This window comes from Noviherbaspirillum humi (assembly GCF_900188095.1).
Classification (GTDB): Bacteria; Pseudomonadota; Gammaproteobacteria; order Burkholderiales; family Burkholderiaceae_D; genus Noviherbaspirillum; species Noviherbaspirillum humi.
Window position 1 is genome coordinate 1 of record NZ_FZOT01000003.1, and the last position, 25747, is coordinate 25747.

General features: G+C 62.8%; 16 protein-coding genes and 1 pseudogene. 10 read left to right on the forward strand and 7 right to left on the reverse strand.

Going from position 1 to position 25747, the window contains the following annotated elements; genetic code table 11:
- Window positions 1-254 precede the first annotated feature (254 nt).
- Together CHB88_RS06570 and CHB88_RS06575 are read left to right on the forward strand one after the other, a co-directional pair.
- Window positions 255-1472: a cupin domain-containing protein gene (locus CHB88_RS06570; RefSeq protein WP_245844791.1), complete on the forward strand. Its 1218-nt coding sequence runs from the start codon at window positions 255-257 to the stop codon at window positions 1470-1472.
- A 24-nt stretch (window positions 1473-1496) separates the two neighbouring features.
- Window positions 1497-3023 carry an ethanolamine ammonia-lyase reactivating factor EutA gene (locus CHB88_RS06575; RefSeq protein ID WP_245844792.1) on the forward strand — a complete coding sequence of 509 codons (1527 nt, stop codon included), beginning with the start codon at window positions 1497-1499 and terminating at the stop codon, window positions 3021-3023.
- A 15-nt stretch (window positions 3024-3038) separates the two neighbouring features.
- On the opposite strand, the gene CHB88_RS06580 is transcribed toward CHB88_RS06575, so the two are convergent.
- Window positions 3039-4025, reverse strand: a complete 987-nt coding sequence (locus CHB88_RS06580; RefSeq protein WP_089398527.1) for a Bug family tripartite tricarboxylate transporter substrate binding protein — start codon at window positions 4023-4025, stop codon at window positions 3039-3041.
- A 158-nt stretch (window positions 4026-4183) separates the two neighbouring features.
- On the opposite strand from CHB88_RS06580, the gene CHB88_RS06585 reads away from it, so the two are divergent.
- Window positions 4184-4651 carry a CreA family protein gene (locus CHB88_RS06585; protein WP_089398528.1) on the forward strand — a complete coding sequence of 156 codons (468 nt, stop codon included), beginning with the start codon at window positions 4184-4186 and terminating at the stop codon, window positions 4649-4651.
- A 68-nt stretch (window positions 4652-4719) separates the two neighbouring features.
- On the opposite strand, the gene CHB88_RS06590 is transcribed toward CHB88_RS06585, so the two are convergent.
- A complete protein-coding gene (locus CHB88_RS06590) occupies window positions 4720-4908 on the reverse strand; it encodes a hypothetical protein (RefSeq protein WP_089398529.1) in 189 nt (62 codons plus the stop codon).
- 99 nt (window positions 4909-5007) lie between these two features.
- The gene (locus CHB88_RS06595; protein WP_089398530.1) at window positions 5008-5400 is read right to left on the reverse strand and encodes a hypothetical protein; all 393 of its coding nucleotides are present in this window, start codon (window positions 5398-5400) and stop codon (window positions 5008-5010) included.
- 278 nt (window positions 5401-5678) lie between these two features.
- On the opposite strand from CHB88_RS06595, the gene CHB88_RS25090 reads away from it, so the two are divergent.
- Complete coding sequence (locus tag CHB88_RS25090) at window positions 5679-5855, forward strand: hypothetical protein (RefSeq protein ID WP_176442347.1); 177 nt, start codon at window positions 5679-5681, stop codon at window positions 5853-5855.
- Window positions 5856-5896: 41 nt separating this feature from the next.
- On the opposite strand, the gene CHB88_RS06600 is transcribed toward CHB88_RS25090, so the two are convergent.
- Window positions 5897-6106, reverse strand: a complete 210-nt coding sequence (locus tag CHB88_RS06600) for a hypothetical protein (RefSeq protein WP_089398531.1) — start codon at window positions 6104-6106, stop codon at window positions 5897-5899.
- 951 nt (window positions 6107-7057) lie between these two features.
- Window positions 7058-7345: a hypothetical protein gene (locus CHB88_RS06605; RefSeq protein ID WP_143131149.1), complete on the reverse strand. Its 288-nt coding sequence runs from the start codon at window positions 7343-7345 to the stop codon at window positions 7058-7060.
- A gap of 274 nt (window positions 7346-7619) precedes the next feature.
- Here CHB88_RS06605 and CHB88_RS06610 point away from each other — a divergent pair, with 274 nt between their 5' ends.
- Window positions 7620-7997 carry a hypothetical protein gene (locus CHB88_RS06610; RefSeq protein ID WP_089398533.1) on the forward strand — a complete coding sequence of 126 codons (378 nt, stop codon included), beginning with the start codon at window positions 7620-7622 and terminating at the stop codon, window positions 7995-7997.
- Between the two features lie 214 nt (window positions 7998-8211).
- Here the strand turns inward: CHB88_RS06610 and CHB88_RS06615 are convergent, their stop codons facing one another.
- The gene (locus CHB88_RS06615) at window positions 8212-8574 is read right to left on the reverse strand and encodes a hypothetical protein (RefSeq protein WP_143131150.1); all 363 of its coding nucleotides are present in this window, start codon (window positions 8572-8574) and stop codon (window positions 8212-8214) included.
- Window positions 8575-8901: 327 nt separating this feature from the next.
- Between CHB88_RS06615 and CHB88_RS25820 the strand changes: the two genes are divergently transcribed.
- Window positions 8902-10506 (forward strand): methyl-accepting chemotaxis protein, encoded by a 1605-nt coding sequence (locus CHB88_RS25820; RefSeq protein WP_089398535.1) that lies wholly within the window; start codon window positions 8902-8904, stop codon window positions 10504-10506.
- 51 nt (window positions 10507-10557) lie between these two features.
- On the forward strand, window positions 10558-11523 hold the full coding sequence (locus tag CHB88_RS06625; RefSeq protein WP_089398536.1) for a chemotaxis protein CheV: 966 nt from the start codon (window positions 10558-10560) through the stop codon (window positions 11521-11523).
- 21 nt (window positions 11524-11544) lie between these two features.
- Here CHB88_RS06625 and CHB88_RS06630 read toward each other — a convergent pair whose 3' ends face one another.
- A complete protein-coding gene (locus tag CHB88_RS06630; protein ID WP_089398537.1) occupies window positions 11545-12405 on the reverse strand; it encodes a PhzF family phenazine biosynthesis protein in 861 nt (286 codons plus the stop codon).
- Window positions 12406-12782: 377 nt separating this feature from the next.
- On the opposite strand from CHB88_RS06630, the gene CHB88_RS06635 reads away from it, so the two are divergent.
- The 3 genes and pseudogenes from CHB88_RS06635 (at window position 12783) to CHB88_RS06640 (ending at window position 25470) form a co-directional block, all read left to right on the forward strand.
- Window positions 12783-14504, forward strand: a complete 1722-nt coding sequence (locus tag CHB88_RS06635; protein WP_176442348.1) for a ShlB/FhaC/HecB family hemolysin secretion/activation protein — start codon at window positions 12783-12785, stop codon at window positions 14502-14504.
- A gap of 13 nt (window positions 14505-14517) precedes the next feature.
- A pseudogene (locus CHB88_RS25980) lies at window positions 14518-14661 on the forward strand (ESPR domain-containing protein); the annotation flags it as partial.
- Between the two features lie 3 nt (window positions 14662-14664).
- Complete coding sequence (locus tag CHB88_RS06640; protein WP_245844793.1) at window positions 14665-25470, forward strand: filamentous hemagglutinin N-terminal domain-containing protein; 10806 nt, start codon at window positions 14665-14667, stop codon at window positions 25468-25470.
- Window positions 25471-25747: the final 277 nt, after the last annotated feature.

Below are 25747 nucleotides of genomic sequence, written 5' to 3' on the forward strand. Positions count from 1 at the left end.
CGGAGCGGCCGGTGCGGCTGATCTCGGCGATCAACCGCATCTACGAGAAGTTCGGGCTGAACGATCTGGAGCAGATCGAGGATGCGCCGGAGTACAAGCCGGGATTGATTCTCACCCCGGAACTGATCCAGCAGTACCTCACGAAGAAGGTATCCGAGCCGGCCTGACAGGCGAGAAAACAAAGGGCGGCCAACGGGCTGCCCTTCTTCATTCAAGGTTCCATTTCAAACACGCAGCGGAGAGGCATCACGGCAATGACGAGCTTGGGCAGCGAAACCGCATCGAACGGCGACACGCCGGAAGTGAAGGAATCACGGGTCCTGATCGACCCCTACCGCGACTGGTCGGAGGGCGAGGGCATCCCCATCCATCTCGATTTCGGCCACAACCTGCTGGCCCTGGAAACCGGCTGGTGGGACCGCTACGAAGCCAAGGGATGCTTCGCCCATACCCATGGTTCCGGCGACTTCATGGCCAACTACGTGCTGGAGGTGCCGCCGAGCGGCAAGACGCGCCCGGTGAAGCACTTGTACGAAATGTTCTGCTACGTGCTGGCCGGCCACGGCTCGACCAAGGTGTGGCTGCCCAACGGCGAGACCCGCACCTTCGAGTGGGGCCCGAAGGCGATGTTCGCCATTCCGCTCAACTGCCAGTACCAGATATTCAACGGCACGGGCAAGAAGGCGGTCCGCATCTCCTGCACCAACGATGCGCCGATCACCATCAACCTCTACCACAACCTCGATTTCGTCTTCAACAATCCCTGCGCGTTCCCTGAACGCGTCGGCCAGGAGAAGCATTTCGAGGGCGAGGGCGACCACACCGCTTACACGCACAAGTCCAACACGGTGAAGCGCAACGTCTGGGAAACCAACTTCGTTCACGACCTGTCGAGCTTCAAGCTGTACGACCTGGAAGAGCGCGGCAAGGGTTCCACCAACGTCAGCTTCATCCTCGCCGACGGCACCATGCATGCGCACGTGTCGCAGATACCGAAGGGGCGCTACAAGAAGGCGCATCGCCATGCCGCCGGCACCCATGTGCATGCGGTCGATGGCGAGGGATATTCGCTGCTGTGGTACGAAGGCGATTCGGAATTCACGGAAATCCCGTGGGAGCACGGCTACATGTACACGCCGCCGTTCTGGATGTTCCACCAGCATTTCAACACCGGCCCGGCGCCGGCGCGCTACCTCGCCTGCAGCCTCGGCAGCCGGCGCTATCCCTTCATCTCGCTGCGCCGCAAGAGCGCCGAAGGCGCCGGCTCCATCTCGCTCTCCCAAGGCGGGCGCCAGCTGGAGTACGAGGACCAGGACCCACGCATCCATCGCAAGTGGCTGGAAGCGATCCGCGAAACCGGCGTGCCTTCCGAGATGGGCGAAATCTTCGATGAGCCGGCCATCATGGCGCTGCCGCAGGAACGTCTCACCGGCGTGATCAGCACGCCGCGCTCCACCGGCCCGGCAGTCTGATCCGGTTCGAAGCCACAGGACGACATGCCGCACGATCTCGATTTCGACCATGAGCATGAGCAGATGTCGGCGGCGCAGCGCGATGCGCTCGCCCGCTTCCTCTGGGAGCAGGAAACCATTGCGCTGACCACGGTCGGCATCGACATCGGCAGTTCAACCTCCCACCTGATCTTCGCCCGCGTGGTCCTGCAGCGCCTGGCGGAAGGCTTGTCCAGCCGCTTCGTGGTGGTGGAGCGGCGCGTGCTGTGGCGCTCGCCCATCATGCTTACGCCCTTCCTGCCGGATGGCACGATCGATGCGCATGAGCTGCAGCACTTCATCCACCACGCCTACCACGATGCCGGCCTGGCGCGCGGCGATGTCGACAGCGGAGCGGTGATCCTCACCGGCGAGGCGATCAAGCGTCGCAATGCCCGCGTCATCGACGAGATCTTCGCCCGCGAATCGGGCAAGTTCGTCTGCGCCACCGCCGGCCACAAGCTGGAATGCATCCTGGCGGCGCACGGCGCCGGCGCCACCGCGCTGTCGAAGCGGCGCGGGCAGTGCGGGCTGCACGTGGACATCGGCGGCGGCACCACGAAGCTGGCGCTGATCGACAATGGCAACATCGTGAGCGTGGCTGCCTTCGCAGCCGGCGGCCGCCTGCTGGCGCAGGATACTGCGGGCGCTTGGAGCCGCATCGACGATGCGGCCCGTTTGGCGGCTCAGGAACTCGGCATGGCCGCGACGCCCGCCGCCTTCGACAGCAGCGCCGGCCGGCAGGCCGTTGCCGCACGGCTGGCGGCCATCATCATGGACCGGATCACTGGCACGCCGCTCGATGGCCTCGGCCGGCAGCTGATGCTCACCGACCCACTCCACCGCACGGTCGAGCCCGAGTTCGTCACTTTCTCCGGCGGGGTCGCCGAATACCTGTTCGGCCATGAAACCCGCGACCATGGCGACATCGCCCCCCTGCTCGCCGCCGAGATCGTCGCGCAGATCAAGGCGCGCCTGGCCATCCCCGTGGTCGAGCCGCAGGAGCGCATTCGCGCCACGGTGATCGGCGCCTCGCAATTCACGGTGCAGGTCAGCGGCAAGACCATCTATCTGCCGGACCGCGCCGCGCTGCCGGTGCGGAACCTGCCGGTGCTGCACCTTGGGGTAGACCTGCCGGAGCACATCGACAGCGAGGCGGTGGCGTCAGCCCTGGCGCGCGAAGCCGACCTGGTGAATCTCGATGCCTCGGCGCGGCTGGCCATCGCCTTTACCTGGCAGGGCGAGCCGGAGCATGCGCGGCTGCTGGCCATGGCGCGCGCCATCATGGGCTTTGCCGCTCCCGGCGGACACCGACATGCGCCGCTGTTCCTGATGATCGATGGCGATGTCGGCGCCTCTCTCGGCCGCATCCTGCATGAGGAACTCGGCCTGGAAGATGGGGTGGTTTCCATCGACGGCGTGCAGCTGCGTCCGCTCGACTTCGTCGACATCGGCGAACTCATCGATCCGCCCGGCGTGGTGCCGGTGGTGATCAAGTCTTTGCTGTTCCCGGGCGACATCCCGGCGGGCTGAGACGAGATCGGCTGCCTACTCCGCCCGCGCTCCCGAAACCTTCACCACCTCCGCCCATTTCTTCGTCTCGCTGCGGATGTAGGAAGCAAACTCGTCCGACTTGCTGCCGACGGGTTCCGCGCCTTGACCCAGAATCTTTTCGCGGATCTCCGGCAGGGCGACGATCTTCGCCACTTCGTTCGACAGCTTGTTCACCACCGGCGCCGGCGTGGCGGCCGGCACGAACAGGCCGAACCAGGAGCCGGCTTCGAAGTCCGCGAGTTCGCCGCCGTAGCTCGCCACCGTCGGCACGCCGGGCAGCGCCGGCACCGGTTTGGTGGTCGTGACGGCCAGCGCCTTCAGCTTGCCGGTCTTGATGTGGCCGATGGAAGAGGGCAGGTTGTCGAACATGATCTGCACCTGCCCGCCCACCAGGTCGGACACTGCCGGCGCCGAACCCTTGTAGGGGACGTGCACCATCTGGGTATGGGTCTTGGCCTTGAACAGCTCGCCGCTCAGGTGGATGGAAGTGCCGGCGCCGCTGGAGGCAAAGTTGATCTCGCCGGGATGGGCGCGCATGTAGGAGATCAGCGCCGGCACGTCGCCGATGCGGTTCTTCTCCGCGAAGCCGCTGTTGATGGCAAGGACGTTCGGCACCGAGGCTACCAGGGAAATCGGCGTGAAGTCGCGCAGATGGTCGTAGGGCATCTTGGCGTACAAGGCCGGGTTGATGGCATGGGTGCCGACCGTGCCCATGAACATCGTGTAGCCGTCGGGGGCCGCCTTGGCGGCGATCGCGCCGCCGGTATTGCCGGCCGCGCCGGGGCGGTTCTCGACGATGACCGGCTGGCCCCAGTTCTTGCTCAATTCGGCGCCGACCAGGCGCGCCAGGATGTCGGTGGTGCCGCCCGGCGTGAAGGGAACGATGATGGTGATCGGCTTGGTGGGATAGTTTTGCGCCTGTGCCGGACCCAGGGTGGCGAAGGCCATGGCGGCGACTGCCGCGAAGCGTCGGAACTTCATGCTTGTCTCCTGATTGTGTTGTGTTGTGTTGTGGCCTAATGATAGGCGATTTTGATTCCGAGACGCAGCTTGGTTCGCCGTCGATTGCGCTTGCCGGGACCGCCTGCCCGATTTGCCGCCATAATTTGTTCAGTTCAATCTGTGCAGAGGATGAAGACATGAAGAAAAGCGTCATCGCCGCCCTCGGGCTCGCATTCGCCGCCGCCGCGCAGGCGGAAACCATCGGCGACGTCAGCACCACCTTCCGGCTGCTCGGCGCCAACAACAAGATCGTGGTCGAGGTGTTCGACGATCCCAAGGTGAAGGGCGTCGCCTGCTACCTGTCCCATGCCAAGACCGGCGGCATCAAGGGCAGCCTCGGCATGGCGGAAGACACATCGGATGCGTCGGTGGCTTGCCGCCAGGTCGGGCCGATCGCCTTCAATGGCACGATTCCGCGCGAAGAAGAAGTGTTTTCGGAGCGGTCGTCCATCCTGTTCAAGCATGTGCGGGTGGTGCGCATGGCCGATCCGAAGCGCAATACGCTGGTCTATCTGGTTTATTCGGATCGGGTGATCGAAGGCAGCCCCAAGAACAGCGTGACGGCGGTGCCCGTGCCGGGCGATATGCCGCTGCCGCTCAAATAAGCTTGCTGCTCATCGGCGGCACCGGGTAACCCGCCCAGAATGCGAGACGGCCCGTAGGACGGGCCGTTTCATTGCAGGCGCTTGGCGATCCGGAACAGTTCCCTCGCCTTGTCCAGGGTGAACGCTTCGTCCGGCAGGCGCTGGGCCAGCGAATTGACTAGGCGCGCCATGGCCTTGCGGTCATCCTCGGAAAGCGCCATGAACAACTGACAGAATTGGGAAAATTCGGGCTTGGAGTGGGATTCGATTTGGGCCATCTCTGCTCGCCATGCTTGTAACTGGACGATCAATAGTCCTAGAGCGCCGAAATCCGCACAATCCCCTCTACACGGTATGACCTATCGATGCGGCGGAAGTCATTGATCCTGTTTAAGTTCAAGCAGGGTCTCGATCAACTGGATCACGACCTTTTGTTCCGACCGGTCGAGCTTGTTGAAGCCGTTGAGCAGCGAAGGCGGAAGGGTTGAAGACCGTCCTTCCTGCGCGCCGGGCGCATGTTCGCCACCACCGAAGCGCAGCCACTCCGGCGTGACGCTGAGTTCATGGGCAAGAATGCGGATCTTGTCCTGCGTCGGAATGGATTCGCCGACCAGCCATTTGCGCGCAGCATGGATGGTGACCTTGTCCGACATGGAGAGCGAATTGTAGAGGCGGGCGAGCTGTGTCGGCCCCGCGCCCGGGAACCCTGCGTTTTCCAATGCGTTGACCAGGCGTTCACTGAACTGCCGGCGCTCCAATTCCTTGTTCAACTTTGCCTTCCTCATGAACCAATTGCCAATGGGCAACAATTATAGCGTCAAGCCGGGAAATTGGAATTTGATGTAGCACATATTTCATGCAACATCTGAGCGGCATCAATACACGTTTCGTCAATCGACGCCCCGCGTCGAGAGCGGACTTCCCGGTTCCATCGCCATAACGCGAAAAGAACGCGATTATGCCCTTTAAATAACGATATGAAATTGAAATGCAAAAATTATGATTTTCCTGAACCGACTATGACGCCGCGCGAGCGGCTGGCCGACGAATGGAAAACGAACAATTTCTCCGACGCGCCGCGTCCGCTGCGCTGCGCGACTATGCCAAGCGCATGAGCGAGGGCCGCGAGACCAGCTTTCCGCGCTGGGCGGTGGAAATGCTCGGCATGCCGCTGCGTACGCTGCAGCAGCAGGCGCCCAAGGGCCATCTGGCTTCAGGCGGCTGAGGCCGAATCCCGGGTCGCCGCCTTAGACCCTCAGAGCCTGTTCAGTGTCGATGGCCCCAGCCGCGGCCGCCCCAGTAGCCGAAGCTGAAGCTGACCGGGGGCGCGGCATACACCGGCGCCGGCTGCACCATCACCGGCGCAGAATATACCGGCGCCTGGCTGTAGACCGGGGCGGGCTGGTACACCGCGCAGCCGCCGAGCAGGGAAGAGGCTGCGGCAACGGCAGCGAGAACTTTGATGGACGATTTCATGGAACACCCCTTTCTCATGTCTGCATGATAGACAGAGCCAGAAAGTCTCCGTAGCGCGCTTACCCTTTCTTACAGGGAAGGCAAGCCCTGATACATGGCGACACAAGCAGCGTGTTCCATTGACGCCATGAACGAATTCCTTCGATGCCGCCGATAAAAAAAGCCCGGCGACTTGCGTGGCCGGGCAAAACTTAACTCTTAAAGGAGACCAATGGACATGTTCATGAACATGTCCTGATTGGAGACCCAATTGTAGGGGGCGAGACTGACAGAGAGCTGAAGCCCCCGGGCGGCTGGGCGTTTAGTGGGCAGGGCTTGAGAAAGATCAAGCCTCGCATGACTCGTGCACGCCGGATCGCGGAGCCTGGCCGCGCATTCGCTACCTGCGCTGCGGGAGCCGCGCTGCCTGCTTCAGCGTTGAGCGGCTCAGTCTATGTAGCTCAGTCTATGTAGTATTCGGCGGGCGCACGCGTCACCTCGTGCGATGGCGTGGAAGCGCAGCCGACCAGCATCGACGCCAGCAATGACACAGCGATCAGTAACTTGCCCATGGCTATTCTCCGGAGGTTGATCAATCGGGATGCTGCATCCCTTCAACCCTAGACCATGAACGGTGAAACGCCACTTCCGGATCGTGATATCACTCATTTGCGTGAGTAATGCCACGCACGGCTGCCGTGATCAGGCAATCCTGCCGGGCACGCCGGGTTCCTCATGGGCGGCGAAGCGCACACGCAGGCGGTAAAACCCGTCGGCAAGACGAGCGGACCGCCGTGATCCTGCGAACGCGGTGAATAGGCGACATCGGTGCGCCATCATGCGACTTGTTCCGATGCGTTCTCCAGCCAAAGAATGGAGGCCCCGAAGGCGCGCAGGCTGTCCCTCGCCTGACTCGCCGCTATCGGCGCTTGAGCTTGCGGACCGGCCGCGAAGGCGATCCTTCCTTCCCGCTCATCGCGGCAGCGGCGGAGTCGGCGACTGGGGCGGGCGCTGAATGGGCGTACCCAGCGAAGGGTAGAAGTAAGGCGACGGGCGCGGAAAAACCGTGGTGCCGGAGCGGGCGGGCGCCGAACCGCGCTCGGCGGCCGCGTCGGCGTTGTAAATGAGCGTGTCGGATGGCAGCGGAATGGCTTCGCGGGTGGCAGGATCGATGACGGTCAGCTCCGGCCGTCTGGCGCCGTCCTCGGGATGGGCAGGGAGGGCGAGAAGCAGAAACGGCGTCAGTATCAGGCTTCGCATGATTTCTCCTGGACCGTGCATGTCGCGCAGGCGGGCGGCCGGCGAGCGGCGTTGAACGCGGGGCAGCGCAGCCGCCGTGTGAAGCATAGCCGACTCCTTCGGTCGGCAGCATTGATCTGGACCAGATGCCTGCCATCCGCTGCGAACTGTGAACTAATAGCATAGGAAGCAGTCCTTTTTTAACAGCGAACTGAATGGTTGACCATTCTGCGCTCGCTCTCATTCAAGGCATAATGCTGCCTTTCATCCATTCCCTGGTCGCTGAAGTTTGAATATGGCAAGCTCCGCGTTCGACGTAACCGTGGTCTACATGGGCAAATCCCTCACCGTCCATGTGGCCGACAGCTGGACTTACCGTACGGCCGATCTGTTCGGCATTCTCCTGGACGAGCTGGAACAGGCCAGCCTGCGCCAATCCGACTTTCCCGAATTCCTCGGCAACCTCGAAGCCGGCGACCTGATCGAAACGGCGGCGCGATTCTCGACCCGGGCGCAGGAGTTCGGCAGGTGGTTCAAGTGGCAGATGTCGCAGCAGGTCTACGATGCGACCTACGCCCGCGGCAAGGAAGATCATCACGCCGAGCGCGCCGAGCGCGAGTATGCGTCGCTGCTCTCGCGGCTGGACGTCAGGACGACCAAGACCAGGCCCTGAGTCTTTTTCGATGGTGTTTGCCGCCTGGGAGGCGAGGACCGACGAGCCGCCGTCGCAGTGATGGCGAAGGGAAAACGCACCGTCTTCTGCAGGAAAGGTTTTGGATAACTCCAACCGCGCTTACGGAAACAAGGGATGGGTCATTTCACGTTAATGAGAGAGTAATCTCGACGGCTTCGGGCAGCGCGGATGCCCGGCTGGAAAACCCGATGGCCTATGGACGCCCGAGCAGCCGCATCCACCTTGCCGGAAGGGCCGCGCGTGCGAAAGCCGGCACGGCCTGGCCGGCGACTCGCCGCGTCAGCATGGCGATCCGAGGACGGCGGGCAGCAAGCCAGTTCCCGAAGCAAGGCAGCGCAAGGACTTGCACATCCTCGCAGGTGAACTTAAGCGAGACGCCATCCCAATGCAGTTGCGAACGGCTCTTGCGAGCGCCCGAGGGCTGATGGCTTTCCATCCCCGACCATGCCGCTTCATAGTCGCGCCGCAAATCTTCGAAGCAGGCATGCCAGTCGGCCAAGGTGGATTTCCGGCCCAGTGAATCGGCTTGCAGGAAACGGGAGGGGGCCGGCTGCATGGGTTCCACGGTCGGCTCGGCTTGCGGAGCGGCTGACATCGACCTATTCATCATATTTCCTCAATCACACGACAAGCCGAGCCTAGCGGCGCCGGTTTGCCTCGGCGAGCAGGGTTACATTTTGTAGCTGGTGGATCCGAAAGCCCAGTCTGCCGCGCTTGCCGATGCTGCTCCCGCCCTCGGCGTGCCGCCGCCCTGTTCAAGGTCGAGGCGGCTTTCCAACCCATGGACTTTTCACGCGCGATGCTTTCCACGAGCCTGCTGACTGTGGTATTTTCCTCACGGAAACATACTTAAAGGCAACAACGTCTACCCGCGGAGACATCGGTGTTCAACAACATATCCATAAAAACCAAGCTCATCTTCATCCTCGCTTCCCTTTCCACCGTGTCGCTCCTCGTCGGCGCCTTCGGCCTGTACAGCCTGAATGGCACCAACCGGTCGGTGCAGAACGTCTATCAGGACCGTCTGGTCACGCTGGGAGAACTGAACAAGATTGCCTTGCTGATGCAGGCCAACCAAATCCTCCTCGCCAAGGCGGTCACCGGCGATGCCTCCGGGGTGGAAGCTGCGGTTGCCGATATCAACAAGCGCAACGCGGAAATCGACGCCATCTGGAAAGCCTACTCTGCCCGCACGCTGAGCGAAGAGGAAAAGCAGCTGGCCACTGCAGCGGCGGAGACCCGAGTCAAGTTCTTCAATCTCGGCTTGATGCGCGCGCTGCGCGAACTGAAGGAAGGCGACCCGCTGACATCGGCCGAACTGTTCCGCGGCCCGGTGATGAAACTCTTCGATGCCGCCCGCAAGGACAGCGATGCCCTGCTGCAGCTGCAGCTCGACCTCGGCAAGCGCGAGTACGAGCAGTCCCAGTCAAGATACGAAACCGCGCGGGTGGCCTTCATCGCGCTGCTCGGCATCGGCCTGGCCCTCGGCGTGGCGGTCGGCGTTTCGCTGATCACCGGCATCAGCCGTTCCCTCAACCAGGCGGTGCAGTTCGCGGAACGCGTCGCTGCCGGCGACTTGAGCCACCGGGTGGAGGTGCGATCCCGCGACGAAGCCGGCCAACTGCTGCTGGCCATGACCCGCATGAACGACGAACTGGCGAAAGTCGTTGGTGAAGTGCGGGAAGGAACCGATACCATCGCCACCGCCTCCAGCGAAATTTCCAACGGCAATCAGGATCTGTCTTCGCGCACCGAGCAGCAGGCCAGCTCGCTGCAGCAGACCGCATCCTCGATGGAGGAACTGGCCTCCACCATCCGCCAGAACACCGACAACGCGCGCCAGGCGAACCAGCTGGCCGTTTCCGCTTCCGACATGGCAGGCCAGGGCGGCGCCGTGGTGTCGGAAGTGGTGCAGACCATGGGCTCCATCAAGGAAAGCTCGCGCCGCATCGTCGACATCATCGGCGTGATCGACGGCATCGCCTTCCAGACCAACATCCTGGCGCTGAATGCGGCGGTGGAAGCGGCCCGCGCCGGCGAGCAGGGCCGCGGCTTCGCCGTGGTGGCGGCGGAAGTGCGCAGCCTGGCCCAGCGCAGCGCTGCGGCAGCCAAGGAAATCAAGGAACTGATCAACGATTCCGTGGCCCGCGTCGATACCGGCGCCCAGCTGGTCGGCAAGGCTGGCAGCACCATGGACGATGTGGTCAACAGCGTCAGGCGGGTGGCCGACATCATGGCCGAGCTGCTCGCCGCCAGCCAGGAGCAAAGCAACGGCATCGAGCAGGTGAATCAGGCGATCTCGCAGATGGACCAGGTGACGCAGCAGAACGCGGCGCTGGTGGAAGAGGCGGCGGCCGCCTCCGAGGCGATGCGCTCCGAGGCCGCGCGCCTGGCGGCGACCGTCGGCACGTTCCGGCTCAATGCCGAAATTGTCCCCGGCAGCATGCTGCCTGCGCCCGGCATGAAGGCGATCGCGCACCTGGGATGACGGCGGCCGCCCGCTGACGGCCCCGACGATAACGATATCGAGGAGACAACCATGGATGCGATCCAGAGCGATCTCGAGGCGCGCACCTCGCTGACCGCGAACAACAAATTCGAACTCATGCTGTTCCGCCTGGGGAAGGGCGGCGGCGAGCGAAGCGAGCTGTACGGCATCAACGTTTTCAAGGTGCGCGAGCTGATGGAAATGCCGGCGATCACCACGATTGCCGATGCCTCGCCTTATCTGCTCGGCATGGTGAACATTCGCGGCCAGATCATCCCGGTGCTCGATCTGCCGGCGCTGGCGGGATGCCGGCTGGAGCAGCCGCCGAAGATACTGATGGTGACCGAGTTCGCCCGCACCGTCCAGGCCTTCGCCGTGGAAGAGGTGGATGACATCGTCAGGCTCGACTGGTCGCAGGTGAAGCCGGCCGAATCCTGCGTCGCCGGCGAGGGCACCATCACCAGCATCGCCCATCTCGATGTCGACGTGCGCGGCAGCAGCCTGGTGCAGGTGCTGGATGTGGAGCAGATCCTGCATCGGGTCTTTCCGCCCCGGGAAGCCGCGCTGGATCGATCGGAAGCGGCATCGGAAGCCGGCGCCCGGCACGACATCCATGTGCTGGCCGCGGACGACTCCTCGTCCGCGCGAATGATGATCAGCCGCGCGCTCGATACCATGGGCATCGCGCACCGGATGGCCACGTCGGGCCAGGACGCCTGGAACCAGCTGAACCGGCTCGCCGAGGAAGCGGAAGCCGAAGGCGAGCCGTTGCTCAGCCGCGTTTCCCTGGTGCTGACCGACCTTGAAATGCCGGAAATGGATGGCTTTACCCTGACCCGCAAGATCAAGGCAGACCGCCGATTCGGCAAGCTGCCGGTGATCATCCACTCCTCCCTCACCGGCGACGCCAACGAGCAGCATGTCAAGGGCGCCGGCGCCGATGCCTATGTGGCCAAGTTCAAGCTGGAAGAACTGGCGGCCGTGATCGACCGCGTGCTGCAGCGGGTGCCGGCCTGAACGCCTGCGGGCGTGACCAGCTCAGACGGTGATGGAGCCGGAACCGAGCCCGAGGACACGTCCGCCGACCCGGATGGTGCCGTCGGCATCGAGAGCGAGCCGCAGCAGGCTTTTCCGGTTCACCGCTTCGCCTTGCTCCACTTCGTAGCGGGCAGGAAGCGCCACGCCTTCCCGCAGCAGCCAGGCGCCGAGATTGGCGCAGGCCGAGCCGGTGCCGGGGTCCTCGGCGATGGCACCGCTGGGCCGCACGGAGAAGAAGCGGGAGAGCAATCGGTCCGGCATGATGTGGTCCCGTGCGAACACATAAGCCACCTTTCGGCCTTGGCTGTTGCTGGGCCAGATGTCGAAGCGGCGGCTATCCGGCGCCGCCCGGCGCACCGCTTCAACCGAACGCACCGGCACCATCAAGTGCTGGGCGCCGGTATCCATCCACAGCGGCGGTCCCAGCAGATCACTTTCCTCTAGTCCCAGCAGCGTGGCGATCTCCTCCGACGGAAGCGCCACCGTTGCCGCTTGCGGCTCCCCGACGACCGGCGGCTTGAATTGCCAGATGTCGCCTTGCGCGGCAAGGTCCACGCATCCCGCCTCGAACTCCAGCTGGAAGGCATCTCCCGTCTGCAGTCGCTCGCGCACGACATGCGCGCTGCCGAGCGCCGGGTGCCCGGCAAAGCGCACTTCCTGGGTTGGCGTGAACACCCGGACGCGGGCGGCAGCGCGAGAAGAGGGCAGCAGGAAAGTCGTTTCCGAGTAATTGAACTGGCGTGCCAGCGCCTGCATGAGCGTTGCATCCATGCCGCGCGCATCCTCGAATACGACAAGCGGGTTGCCCCCGAAGGGTGTTTCGGCGAACACGTTCAACAGCGCAAATGTATAGGTAGGCATCAGTCAATTCCCGAATCAATTCAAAGATCATCAATGGCGGCCTGCATTGTAGTTGCTTCGATCCGATCATGCGTGGCGCGTTCGTCTATGTGCGCCGTCACAAGCAGTTTCAACTGCGCCACCCTCGAGGCGCGACGCGCGTTTGTTTGCGCGTGAAGGGAGCAAGTAGTCATCGACGCAACCCTGTCGTCAATTCTCCACGCGGTCCTGAATTGACATTGTGGCGTGATTGGAAAGTTTGGTCTTATTGATGCTGACACAAGACCCTCTTTCCATTTCGCCTTCCTCCTATGCGCCTGCGCCCATCTGCTATCGACCACCCGTCAACGGCTTGCTTGTTGCGGCAACAGAGCAAGACTGCAATCCGCACACGCGGCATGCGCAGGAAGGCGCTTGCGCTGGCAGTGCTTGCCGGTTACGCCAGCCTGACCGATGCGCAGACCGTCGCACAGCCGGGGGCGCCGGCCGGCGCACGTGTGCCGGAAGCGGGCGATATCGGGCGCGACCTCGGCCAGGACAAGGAACGATTTCCGCAACCGGCGCGCAGCGTACAACCCAGTGACGACATCGGCGAGGCGGAGCCGGGCGCGCCGACGGTAACCGTCGCCCGCTTCGAGTTCGACGACATCAAGCTCGTCGAGCGGCAGGAACTGGAAGCACTCATGGCCCCGCTGATTGGCCGCGTGCTTACCATCCGCCAGCTGGAGCGGGCGGTACAGCGCGTCACCCGCTTCTATCGCGAGCGCGGCTGGCTGGCCGTACCCTACCTGCCGCGCCAGGAAGTCAGGGATGGCGTGATCCGGGTGGGCGTGCTCGAAGGCGTATTCGACAAGGTCGAAACGACCGGCAATGCCGCCCAGGGCGACATCGACTTCGCGCGCCACATCGTTACCTCCCGCCTCACACCGGGCAAGCCGATACGTGTGGACGACCTCGAGCGCGGCCTGCTGATCGCCAACGACCTGCCCGGCACGCTGGCCGTCGGCACGCTCGGTCCGGGCAGCGAGACCGGCACCGTCGGCCTCAAGCTCAAAATCGACCGCGGCATCCGCTATCGCGCCGATGGCGAGTTCCGCAACTTCGGCAACCGGGCCACCGGCGTCGAGCAGCTGGTGCTGGGCGGCGAGTACTTCCCGGAGAATGCCTCCGGCGCCAGCATCGCGGCGCGATCGCTGGCCAGCGAGGGCATGCTGGCGCACAGCCTGGCGTATAACCGGTACGTCGGCCGCGACGGCTGGCGCATCGGCGCCCAGGCCGGCCACCTCAAGTACAAGTTGATCGAACCCTACGAAGCGCTCGACGCCCGCGGCGAAAGCAACACGCTGGGCGGCGCTGCCAGCTATCCGCTGCTGCGTTCCGAAACCGCCAACCTGCGCACCACCGTCTCCACGCTCTACCGCCACTCCATCGACTATGCCCTGAACGTGCCGCTGCGGCGTCGGCGCATCGTCAACGCCACCGCCGGCATCGACGGCGACCGCGCCGACGGGCTGTGGGGCGGCGGGGTCAACTGGGGCGGCGTCTCGCTCACCGTCGGCCGGGCCAACCTGCGCGGCGTCATCCAGGACTACCTGCAGGACCAGGCCGGCCCCAAGGTGCATGGCCCCTTCGCCAAACTCAACTTCTCCCTCAACCGGCGCCAGGAACTCAAGGACGGCTTTTCGGTGGTGGCCAGCTTCAATCTCCAGCATGCATGGCAGAACCTGGACGCGTCCGAACGTTTCGTGCTCGGCGGGCCGACCAACATACGCGCTTATCCGGTGGGCGAAGCGCCCGGCGACAGCGGCATGCTGGCCAGCGTCGAGCTGCAGCGGCGCCTCAGGGACGGCTGGCAGATGTTCGGCTTCATCGACAGCGGCCGCATCCAGGTCAACCAGAAGCCGTGGGCCGCGTCCGCTTCCGCCGCCGCGCTTCCCAACCGCTACGCGCTGCACGGCATCGGCGCAGGCGCCCGGGTCACTACCCCCGAGGGCTGGCGCGTGGAAGCCACCGCCGCCATGCCGATCGGGTCGAATCCCGGCTCGCGTTTCCGCAACCGCGAGGGCGATGGCACGGCGCATGACTTCCGCTTCTGGATCCGCATTGCAAAACCATTCTGAGTAAGGAAACACCATGAATCGCCACGCAGGACTGAACCACATCTACCGCCTGGTATGGAGCGACCGCCTGGGCGAATGGGTTGTCGCCTCGGAGATCGCCGCCAGCCGCGGCAAGCGCAGCGGTGTGAACCGTAGCCGCCGTGCCGTGGCGGTGGTCGGGATGCTGTTCAGCCTGAATGCGACGGCTGCGCCGCCCGTGGGGCAGTTGCCGCAGGGGGCGAGCGTGGCGTCGGGATCGGTGACGACAAACACCGTCGGCAGCGCGATGACGGTGACCCAGAGCACGCCGAAAGCGGTGGTGAACTGGACCGGCTTCGACATCGGCAGCTCGGCCAGCGTGGCCTTCCAGAACAGTTCGGGCAGTGCTGCGACGATCCTCAACCGCGTCTCCGGCGCGCAAACACAGATCTACGGCGGTCTCAGCTCCGACCCGACCCAGCATGTGTTCATCGTCAATCCCGCGGGCGTGCTGTTCGGCCCGGGCAGCACTGTCAGCGTCGGCGGCCTGACTGCTTCGGCATTCGATATTACTGACGCGGACTTCAATGCCGGCACCTATCGCTTCACCCGGGGAACTTCCACCGGCATGGTCATCAATCAGGGCAGCATCACCGCATTGAGCGGCGGCGCAGCGACGCTGATCGGCGTGACCGCCCGAAACGACACCGCCGGGGCGATTACGGCCGCTGGCGGCAACATCGCGCTGGCGTCGGGGGACGAGGTGACGGTCGGCATCGGCGCCAACAACCGGCTGCAGGTGGCCTTGACACCGTCGACTGTGCAGTCTCTGGTGGAAAACAAGGGCCAGCTGGAAAGCAGCGGCGGGCAAATCTACCTGGGCCTGCAAGCCACCAGCGCGGCGCTGGGCAGCGTCATCAACAACACCGGCCTGATTCGCGCCAACTCGCTGTCCACGTCCGAGGGCATCATCAAGCTCGATGCGACCAATGGCAACGTCACCAATGCCGCCAGCGGCGTCATCGAATCGAATGTCGGTGAAGCAGGCGCGCTTGCGGGCAGCATCACGCTGAACGGTGCCAATGTCACCAGCGCCGGCCAGCTCACCAACAACAGCGGCAGCATCGCCATCACCGCCGGCACTGGCGCGGCATCGCTGACGAATGCCGTGAACGCCAGCGGCGCCATCACCGTCAACGCTGGCGGCACGATCACGGCTACAGGAGGGGTAACCAGCAGCGGCGGGCAGGTTTCGATGACGTCGGGGTCGACCACCACGGTGGGCACGCTGAGCGCGGGCACAGGGCTCATTCTGCGAAGCGCGAGCACCATTACGCTTAACAGCGGCGCGGCGCTGACTGCGGGGACTGGCGGGATTGATGCAAAGGTCACGTCAACCTCCGGCAGCATTACTGGCGCGGCGAGCGATGCGACGCTGACTGCCTCGGGTGATGTGACCCTGGCAGCCGGTTCATCGAGCGGCAACATTACTGGGATACAAAGCATCACGACTACGCCAGGCAGCAATGGCAGCATCGACCTACAGGCGCTGGGCGGCACAGTTGACGTCACCGGAAATACCAACTTTAGTCTGATGACCGACAAGAATTTGGCATTGGCATCGCGTGGTTCGCTCAATGCCGGAGATTTGTCTGCGCCAGGCAATCTGAGCGTCACATCGACCCACAGCATCGTCAACGTAGGAGACCTGACTGGCGGGACAGGCGTTTATGTGGGCAACGACACCACAGGGGCCCAGCTGAACTCCCAGGGCATAGTCAAAAGCATCACGGCCGGTGTGTCGGGCAGCAAGAACGGCAAGGTGACCATTGTCAGCAACAATGGCAACAACACCAACTGGTATCAACAATACCTGACGGTCAACGGCTCCATCACCACGTATAACGATGCACTGGGCACGACCGACAAGGCGATCGACATATCAGGCAGCGGACGGCTGCAATTCATGGGGGCCAACCGCAGCATCCAGGCGCTGGGCAGCAATAGCGGCAACGTCAGCATCGCCATGGGCAAGGAGGTTTCTTTTGGCGGATACACGGACAACAACTCGAACTCTTACTCAGCAATTCAAAACTACGTAAGTCAGATCCGCTCTGCTACAGGCGATATAGAAATCAACGCAACGGGTAGCGGTGCTGGGATTTATGGTGATGCGAGCAGCACGCAGTTGATGGCGGCCCGAGATATCTCTCTAACGGCCAATGGCAATGTCAGTAGTTTCAACAGCATGACGGCTGGGCGCGATATCAGCATTACCTCACAAAACAGCGCCATCATTAATGCTGGTAATGCCACAGCGGGCCGCGACCTGAACCTGCTGTCGCACGATTCACTGATTGCTGGGGATTTGTCTGCGCCCGGCAATCTGAGCGTCACATCAACCCACAGCATCGTCAACGTAGGAGACCTGACTGGCGGGACAGGCGTTTATGTGGGCAACGACACCACAGGAGCCCAGCTGAACTCCCAGGGCATAGTCAAAAGCATCACGGCCGGTGTGTCGGGCAGCAAGAACGGCACGGTGACTATTGTCAGCAACAATGGCAACAACACCAACTGGTATCAACAATACCTGACGGTCAACGGCTCCATCACCACGTATAACGATGCACTGGGCACGACCGACAAGGCGATCGACATATCAGGCAGCGGACGGCTGCAATTCATGGGGGCCAACCGCAGCATCCAGGCGCTGGGCAGCAATAGCGGCAACGTCAGCATCGCCATGGGCAAGGATGTGGCCCTTGCTAGTTATGTCGACAACAATTCAACCAACATTTCTTCGGTAAACGCGGACTACGTGGGCCTGCTTCGATCGGCTACAGGCGACGTTACGGTCAATGCTCTTGGTAGTGGCGCGTCAATCAATGGCTCTCCAAGCTATACCCAATTAGCGGCGGCACGCGATGTGACAGTAACGGCTGCAAAGGATGTTAGCGGCTTCAACAGCACCACTGCTGGCAGAGATATCAGCATCACGGCAACCGGCGGAGCCATCACCAATGGTGGTGCCTGGACGGCGGGTCGCAACCTGAGCCTGCTGTCGCATGACGCATTAGTCGCTGGAAATCTGAGCGCGCCGGGCTACTTGAGCGTGAAGTCAACCGATGGTCAAGTCAGTGTGCTGGACCTTAGTGGCGGTACCGGTGTTTATGTGGGCAATGCCACTTCCGGTGCAGCAGTTAATGGTCAGGGCAGCGTCGGCAATATCACAGCAGGCGCACCAGGTAGCACGAATGGAACGGTCAAGATAGAAAACAACAACAGCATTGGAACATCATACAGACAATATTTAACGGTTAATGGATCGGTAACCTCCTATAACGATGCTCTGGATGTCAGTACACCCGCCATCGACCTATGGGGTACCGGCCCGATCCAGTTCAAGGATGCCAACCGTAGCATTCAGGCGCTAGGGAACAGTAGTGGGAGCGTGCGCATTGTTACGGGTAAAAGCATTGATTTCGGCGGTTATGTCGATAACAGCGGCACTTCGTTTCCCTCGATTGCCCACAATGTTGGCCAGGTGCGGGCGGCTACCGGAGACATCATAATCAGTGCGACAGGCAGTGGGGCTTCCATCACCGGCGCACCCAGCAACACGCAATTGACCGCAGGCAGGGACATCATCCTGACTGCCAGCAAAAACGTAAGCAATTTCAATAATCCGACTGCGGGCCGCGATATCGACATATCGGCGCAGGGCGGGGCCATCATCAACAGCAGCGGATGGAATGCCGGCCGCAATCTCAGTTTGCTCTCGCACGATCCGCTTACCGTCGGCAGCTTGTCGGTGCCTGGCACACTGAGCATCACGTCCACACATGGTCACATCACCGCATTGGATTTGACCGGCGGCACAGGCGTCTTTGTTGGCAACGATACCAGTGGTGTCGACGTTGCAGCGCAGGGCAGTGTGGGCAATATCACGGCGGGTGTGTCCGGCGGCACGAACGGTACCGTCACTATTGTCAATAATAATGGTGGTAATGCCTATTGGGCCCATCAATACCTGAAGGTCGATGGATCGATCACGACCTACAACGAATCCCTCACCGTCAATGACAAGCCGATCGACATATCGGGCACGGGCGGGCTGGAATTTTCGGGCGCCAACCGCAGCATCCAGGCGCTGGGCAATGGCAGCGGCAGCATCGGCATTGCCATGGGCAGGGAGATACGCTTTGGTGGCTACTACGACGGCAATGGTACCCAGTACCAGGCAGCCGGCAATTATGTAGGTGCAATCCGCACACTCAATGGCAACATCAACATCAGCGGCAACTCGATTAACACCGGGGCGATCAACGTATCGTCAACGCCGACGACACTCAATGCTGCTGGCAACATCACCGTCACGGCCACAGGCAATATCGCTGGAATCCAGCAGGCGACTGCTGGAGGCAACGCGACGCTGACCTCGACCGGCGGCAATATCAGCAGCGCCGGCAACTGGACGGCTGGCGGCAACATCACCGCATCGGCCAATGGCTCGCTGGGCATGGGCAATGCGACTGCAGGCACGAGCTTTGTCAGCGTGACCTCCAACGGCGGTCTCACCATGGGCAACGCCACGGCGCCTGATACGGTGAGCGTGACGGCAACCGCAGGCGCAGTCGATACCGGCGATCTGACCGCAGGTACCTCTGTCTATGTCGGAAGCGATGTCACCGGGGCGGCCTACAACGGGCAAGCCAAGGTAGACAGCATCACGGCCGGCGTATCGGGCATCAGGAACGGCACAATCACCATCGTCAATAACAATGGCAGTGCCAGCTGGTGGCCGGATCGATACCTGCGGGTGGACGGCTCGATCACGACCTACAACGAATCCCTTACCGTCAATGACAAGCCGATCGACATATCGGGCACGGGCGGGCTGGAGTTCTCGGGCGCCAATCGCAGCATCCAGGCGCTGGGCGGCGGCAGCGGCAGCATCGACATTGCCATGGGCAAGGAGATACGCTTTGGTGGCTACTACGACGGCAATGGTAACCAGTACCAGGCAGCCGGCAATTATGTAGGTGCAATCCGCACGCTCAATGGCAACATCAACATCAGCGGCAACTCGATTAACACCGGGGCGATCAATGTATCGTCAACGCCGACGACTCTCAATGCTGCTGGCAACATCACCGTCACGGCCACTGGCAATATTGCTGGAATCCAGCAGGCGACTGCTGGAGGCAACGCGACGCTGACCTCGACCGGCGGCAATATCAGCAGCGCCGGCAACTGGACGGCTGGCGGCAACGTCACCGCATCGGCCAATGGCTCGCTGGGCATGGGCAATGCGACTGCGGGCACGAGCTTCGTCAACGTCACCTCCAATGGCGATCTGACCATGGGCAACGCCACTGCGCCTGATACGGTGAGCGTGACGGCGACCGCAGGCGCAGTCGATACCGGCAATCTGACCGCTGGAACCAGCGTGTATGTGGGAAGCGATATCAATGGCGTAGCGTCTGTCAATCAAGCCAAGGTGGGCAGCATCACGGCAGGCGTGTCGGGCAGCAGGAACGGCACGGTCACCATCGTCAACAACAATGGCAGCAACACTACCCCCTCGCATCAGCAATATCTGCGGGTAGACGGCTCGATCACGACCTACAACGAATCCCTCACCGTCAATGACAAGCCGATCAACATATCGGGCACGGGCGGGCTGGAGTTCTCGGGCGCCAATCGCAGCATCCAGGCGCTGGGCAATGGCAGCGGCAGCATCGGCATTGCCATGGGCAGGGAAATACGCTTTGGTGGCGGCTATGACAACAACAACAACCAGTATTTCGCAAATAATCACTATGTCAGCCAAATCAAATCCGCAACAGGTGAGATCGACATCAACAGCGGAGGCTCGATTATTGGCGCAGCCAATAACACACAAATAACATCTGCACGAGACGTCACTTTGACTGCGGCGAATAGCGTCAGCAATTTCAAGAGCACTTCAGCGGATCGCGATATCAGCATCTCGGCATTGGGCGGGGCGATCGCCAATGCCGGCACTTGGAATGCGGGACGAAATTTGAGCCTGCTTTCCCATGATTCCTTAAGTACAGGAAATCTCTCTGCACCAGGACTGGTAAGCGTCACGTCGACGCATGGCCAGGTCAACCTCGGCGACATTACCGGCGGTACCGGCGTATTTATAGGAAGCGATACCGCAGGTGTGGATGTGGACGCGCAAGCGACCGTTGGCAACATCACGGCCGGCGCTCCGGGAAGCAAGAACGGCACCGTCACCATTGTCAACAACAATAATCCCAGCAGCGGCCCGACGCAGGGTGGCAAGGTCTACTTGATCGTTGGCGGCTCGATCACAACTTACAATGAATCGCTGAACGCGGATGATAATGCCATCAATATATATGGCACCGGACGGCTGGAATTTTCGGGGGTCAACCGCACCGTGCAAGCACTTGGCAGCAACAGCGGCAGAATCCGCATTGCCATGGACAAGGAAGCGCGCTTTGGCGGGCTTTGGTTGGGCAGTTCCAATTTCACAGGGCCCAGCCAGCATTACGTCAGCCTCATCAATTCCAATTCCGGCGATATCGTCATTACTACCTCAGGCACCGGATCATCCGTAATCGGTTCAGCCGCTTCCACTCAGTTGACCGCAGGACGCGATGCCGTCATTACCTCGGCAGGCAGCGTCATCGATTTCAAGTCCACCACTGCGCTGCGTGACGTGAGCGTTTCAGCAGTCGGCGGCGCCATCACGAACGGCGGCAGCTGGTCCGCCGGTCGAGACCTGAGCCTCCTGTCTCATGATGCGCTCAGCGCGGGCAGCCTTTCCACGCCCGGCAACCTGAGCGTGACGTCGACCCACGGCCAGGTCAATGTTGGCGACCTCACCGGCGGCACCGGTGTTTTCGTGGGTAATGACACCTCGGGCGCGGTGGTCGAGGCGCAGGGCACGGTAGGAAACATCATCGCCGGCATTTCCGGCAGCAAGAACGGCGCTGTCACGATCGTCAACAACAACAACGCCGCCACATCGAACAAGCAGTACCTGTCGATCGACGGCTCGGTCACTACCTACAACGAAGCACTCGATCCCAGCATCACCCCGATCAACATCTGGGGCAGCGGACCGGTACAGTTCACGGGAACCAATCGCGCCATACAGGCCTTGGGCAGCAACAGCGGCAGCATTCGCATTGCCGTGGACAAGGGAATGCAATTCGGTGGCGCAGTTGCAAGCGATGGATCGTTCGTGCCGCCGGCGAACCATTACGTCAGCCAGATTCGTTCCGCCACGGGTGACATCAGAATCGAGGCAACGAACAGCGGCGCATCCCTCACCGGCGCAGGCAGCGGCACGCAGCTGACTGCGGCGCGGGATGTCGTTCTGACTGCTCCGGGGAGCATCAGCAATTTCATCGGCACAACGGCGGGTCGGGACATCAACGCTTCGGCGCTCGGCGGACCCCTTGTCGCTTCCGGCACCTGGAGTGCGGGGCGCAACCTTTCTCTGTTGTCGCAGGCCAACCTGACTGCTTCAAATCTGTCTGCCTTGGGCGGCCAGATCAACCTGACATCCACTGCAGGCAATCTCAATGCCGGTGCCCTGAGCGCGACGAGCGATATCACCGCCAACGCCAGCGGCAGCATTACGACCGGCGTGGCGACCACGCCGGGCACCGCCAGCTTTGCCGCCGGCACGGCCATTAACGCCGGCACCGATGCCGCCAATGTGGTCGCCTCCAGCGCCAATGGCAACATCAACCTCACCGCCGCGGCTCTCCAGCAACCGGTGTCGGTACTGCAGTCGGTGAGCGCGGCCAACGGCGCCGTTTCCGTCATCGGGCAGGGCGGTACGCTCAAGGTGCAGCAGGTGTCCGCTGCCGGCGGCATCACGCTTACCAACAGCACTGGCGATCTTCAAGCCCAAGGCAGCGGCGTGCATCTCGACGCCGGCAACAGCAACATCGTCCTGAGTGCCACGGCCGTCGGCGGCACCGCCGCGCCCTTGAGCCTGCGGTTCGGTTCCGGCACGGTCAGCGCCACCGCCAGCAATGGTGCCATCGCGCTCAACCAGGCGGACGGCGATCTCAACCCAGCCAAGTACGCACTCTCGTCGGCCGGCACCAACCAGGCCATCCAGCTGTCGACGACCGACGGCGCCATACAGGTCAACACTCTTGCCGGCTTCAACAACAATACCGCCAATGACAACCTGATCCTGCTTGCCCGGGGCACCGGCAAGGCGGTACAAGTCAATGCGCCGCTCACCATGAATTTCGCCCGGGTGGCGGTGGCTGGCAGCGCCGCCGGCGGCAATGGCATCGCCAACTTCAATGACGCCGGCACCACCACGGTGGGCGGCGTGTTCAGCGCCGACACCATCAACGTCAACGCTGGCCAGGTGAACCTTGCCGGCGGCGGGGATTTCAATAATGCCACCTTCAATATCGCCAGTGGCACGGCGTTGAACTTCACTGGCGGCACCCAGCAGTTCGCCGGCGCCAACAGCCTTAACGGCGCCGGCAGCATCGTGCTCGGCAACGCCACTTACGGCGGCAGCGGAGCGGTCATCAATCACGCCAATGTGGATGCCTCCGGCACCTTCGCTTTCGCGCCGGCCTGGACCAATGCCGCCGACGGCACGCTGACCAAATCCAGCGGCATCGGTGACAGCCGCTTCGACGGTCCCTTCATCAACAACGGCACGGTCGAGGCCAAGTCCGGCCGTCTCGTATTTGCCACCGGCTACATCCAGAATGCCGGCCTGACCAAGCTCAATGGCGGCAATTTCGCCGTGGGCGTCAACGGCATGACCTTCAATGCCGGACGGCTGGCCGGCAGTGGCAAAATCGAGGGCTACGGCACCACCGCCAATGTCATCAACAACGGCGCTCGGGTCGCGCCCGGCTTCTCGCCCGGGAAGATCGTCATCGAGGGCGACTACACGCAGAATGCAGGGGGCACGCTGGAGGTAGAGATCGCCGGCACGACGCCGGTGACCGGCTACGATGTGTTGGAAGTGACAGGCACGGCGAACCTGGGCGGGACCGTGGATGTGCAATACCTCAATGGATTTGTGCCCAGCACGGGCGACAAGTTTCAGGTGGTCCAGTATGCGAATAGAACAGGGACCTTTGCGACGCTGCAGGCGCCGGCCATGCCTCCGTTACAACAGAACTACAACTCCACCAATTATGAGTTGGAAGTTTTAGGTACGCCGACGCCAACACCGACGCCTACGCCTACGCCGACACCAACACCGTCGCCTGTTCCAACACCGACGCCAACGCCTGTTCCGACGCCGACGCCAACACCGTCGCCTGTTCCGACGCCAACGCCAACACCGTCACCTGATCCAACACCGACACCGACGCCAACACCGTCACCTGTTCCAACACCGACGCCAACACCGTCACCTGTTCCAACACCGACGCCAACGCCGTCACCTGATCCGACGCCAACACCAACACCGTCGCCTGTTCCAACACCGACGCCAACACCGTCGCCTGTTCCAACACCGACACCAACACCGTCGCCTGCTCCGACGCCGACGCCAACACCGTCGCCTGATCCGACACCGACACCGACACCGTCGCCTGTTCCGACGCCGACGCCAACACCGACGCCTGCTCCGACGCCGACGCCAACACCGACGCCTGCTCCGACGCCGGCGCCTACTCCGGCACCGACACCAACACCGTCGCCTGCTCCGACGCCAACACCAACGCCGTCACCTGATCCGACACCGACACCAACGCCGTCGCCTGTTCCGACACCGACGCCAACACCGTCGCCTGTTCCGGCACCGACGCCAACGCCGTCGCCTGATCCGACACCGACGCCAACGCCGACGCCTACTCCGGCACCGACGCCAACGCCGTCGCCTGTTCCAACACCGACGCCAACGCCGTCGCCTGATCCGGCTCCGACGCCAACACCGTCGCCTGATCCGACACCGACGCCAACACCGTCGCCTACTCCGGCACCGACGCCAACACCGTCGCCTGTTCCAACACCGACGCCAACACCGTCGCCTACTCCGGCTCCGACGCCAACACCGTCGCCTGATCCGACGCCGACGCCAACACCGTCGCCTGATCCGACACCGACGCCAACACCGACGCCTACTCCGGCACCGACGCCAACGCCGTCGCCTGTTCCAACACCGACACCAACACCGTCGCCTGTTCCAACACCGACACCAACACCGTCGCCTGATCCGACGCCAACACCAACGCCTACGCCTGTTCCAACGCCGACACCAACGCCGTCGCCTGATCCGACACCGACGCCAACGCCGTCACCTGATCCGACGCCGACGCCAACACCGTCGCCTGCTCCGACGCCGACGCCAACACCGTCGCCTGCTCCGACGCCGACGCCAACACCGTCGCCTGCTCCGACGCCGACACCAACACCGTCGCCAACCTCGTCGTCAGGTTGCACGGTCACGCCGACGTCGGCTTCAACGCTAGACTGCACGGCCTCACGGACACCAGCGCCAGCGTCGACACCAGCGCCTACACCGTCGCCCGCGCCAACAGGGGTGCCACAGTTGCCTCCCGATGTGCCTCCTTTGGATCTGGTCCTGCCGCCGCCTGGCCCAACCGCGCCGCCGGCGACCGACATACTGACGCGTGATACGCCGACGCCGCCTGCGGGCACGCCTCTCCCGCCCAAGCCGGATACGGTGATCCAGCCGATTCCCAAGGATTCACCGACGCCGCGCCTGTGCTATTCGGCGCCGGTCATCCAATTGGATCGGGATGGCTGCCTGACCAACGAGGATGACAACAGCAAGTCGAAGCAGTGCGTCGACCGCAGCAGGATCCAGATTCGCCATGCCGGCACCGAGCAGCCGGTGGAGTGGCTGAAGATCGATCCGGACACGCTGCAGATTCAGGCGAGCGTGGTGCCCGACGGCGGATTGCCGCTGCTGGTGGAAGTCGTGTTCGGCAGCCCGGGCAGCCCGGGCGGCGCGGTCATGAAGACGCTGATCGAATCCTGCGACTGAAGCAGGTTTTTCCTGTGGTCCCGTGCTGCCAGGCATCGATGCATCGGGGCCACAGGATTTCGCTGGCGTAATGTCCCATGCTCCCACGGGCGTCCGGAAGGGCATGCCTGTCCTCAATGCCGCGCATCGGTTAGGATTCACACTCGCGCGGCGTTCCCGCTTTCGATCTGCGAACTGCGCGCTCGGCGTGAGCGCAGGCCGCAGGCGTGGCCGCCGCCAGCAAGACGTAGAATGGGTTGATGAGCCACGCAGGACCATGCAACCCGTAAAGATGAAT